The organism is Desulfogranum japonicum DSM 18378, from assembly GCF_000429945.1.
GTDB lineage: Bacteria > Desulfobacterota > Desulfobulbia > Desulfobulbales > Desulfobulbaceae > Desulfogranum > Desulfogranum japonicum.
Map to the genome: position 1 here is coordinate 1 of NZ_AUCV01000124.1, position 1,381 is coordinate 1,381.

Genomic DNA, 1,381 nt, shown 5'->3' on the forward strand with positions numbered 1-1,381 from the left:
GTAACTGATCACAGGGGGCTCAGGTAGCCTGCCTGATCCACTGCAAATCGGGTTGCTGGTCTTTGAAATAGTTTTCCATGGCGTCGACCAGGATTTCGTATGTTGACTTGCCCTGAAGTCGACAGGTCTGCCTGAGTGTCAGTATACGTTCGACCCAGCGGTTACCCTTTTCAGATTTGGTGCCTTGGGAACGTTTACGCCAGAGAACCGCGAAACGGATCATGCGCTCTGCAAAATTATTTGTAGGGTCTACATTTTCTTCGACAAGAAACGTGAACAGCGAATCCATTTCTTTCTCAATATGCCGGACAAAGGTCCCCGCTTCACTTTCGCAGTCGCGATAAAGCGCTATCAATCTGCAAAGTCTTGCATAAAATGCTCGCCACTCTGCCATGGGGGGAGGATCTTTTGCCATTTTACACAATTTGCGCAGTTCTTTTCCCGCCCATTTTCCGCATCTGGCTAATTCGGGATTTTTTCTTTCAGCCAAGCCATCTGCTCGACGGATCAAATGTGCAAGACAGGTCTGCCGTCCATGGACCCAATTCTGATATAATCGATATCCATCACTTACCAAAATCCCTTCCCAGGCCCCTATCAGTTGATCAAAAGCTTCCTGGGAACGATTGGTATGGAGCATGAAGAAGGCAAAAGCAGTGCTGGTCATTACCCACAGCCAATTGAGTTTACCATTTTGCTTCCAGGATGTTTCATCAACATGGTTTACCTTTTCAGCTCTGGTTTTGTCTCCGACCGCCTCGTAATGCGGCTTGATAGAATTGGAAGCCCGGTCTAGTATTTTTTGCACCACCCCGAGGCTGACATGCACGCCAAGTACAGACCTGCAAAAGGTTTGAATGGTCTCACGGCTATTACCGTTAATGCCACCGAGTTCAGCGACGAGAGCGGAAAATCTTGGCCCAAAACCTGTCGTATGCTCGCCTGGTAGTATTCCTTTACCCTGTTTCCCACATTTTGCACAGACACCTTTGTGAAGGATGAAATGGAGAACCTTTACCTTGATTTCAGGCAATTCAATATGCTGGTGTGTGTAAAATGGCTCAAGCTCATCGTATTCCCTGCACCCGCAGGAACATGCTGGAGGGAGGATCTTACGGGTTTCCGTTGGAGGCATGAGTTGTTGACGATGACCCTGCCTCTTTTTGCGTTTCCCGGGTTTCTTGCCTGTGCCCTTTTCCTTGTACGGTGAATCCGTTGATGGTGGCTTGTTGGAATTGGAGGAATTCATGCCCAGTTTGGCTTCCAGCTCTTCAATTCGTTTCTCCTGCTGCGTGACTTTCTCGATGAGATGGAGCAGGAGTTGTTGAACAGCAGGCGGAGTGGCTGCCAAATCTTCTTCGGTAACCTGCAGTCCTTCAGG

Annotated in this window: 1 protein-coding gene; it reads right to left on the minus strand. The window is 48.7% G+C overall.

Going from position 1 to position 1,381, the window contains the following annotated elements; translation table 11 throughout:
- Window positions 1-19: 19 nt before the first annotated feature.
- Window positions 20-1,372, minus strand: a complete 1,353-nt coding sequence (gene tnpC / locus G493_RS30865) for an IS66 family transposase (protein ID WP_051309814.1) — start codon at window positions 1,370-1,372, stop codon at window positions 20-22.
- Window positions 1,373-1,381 lie beyond the last annotated feature (9 nt).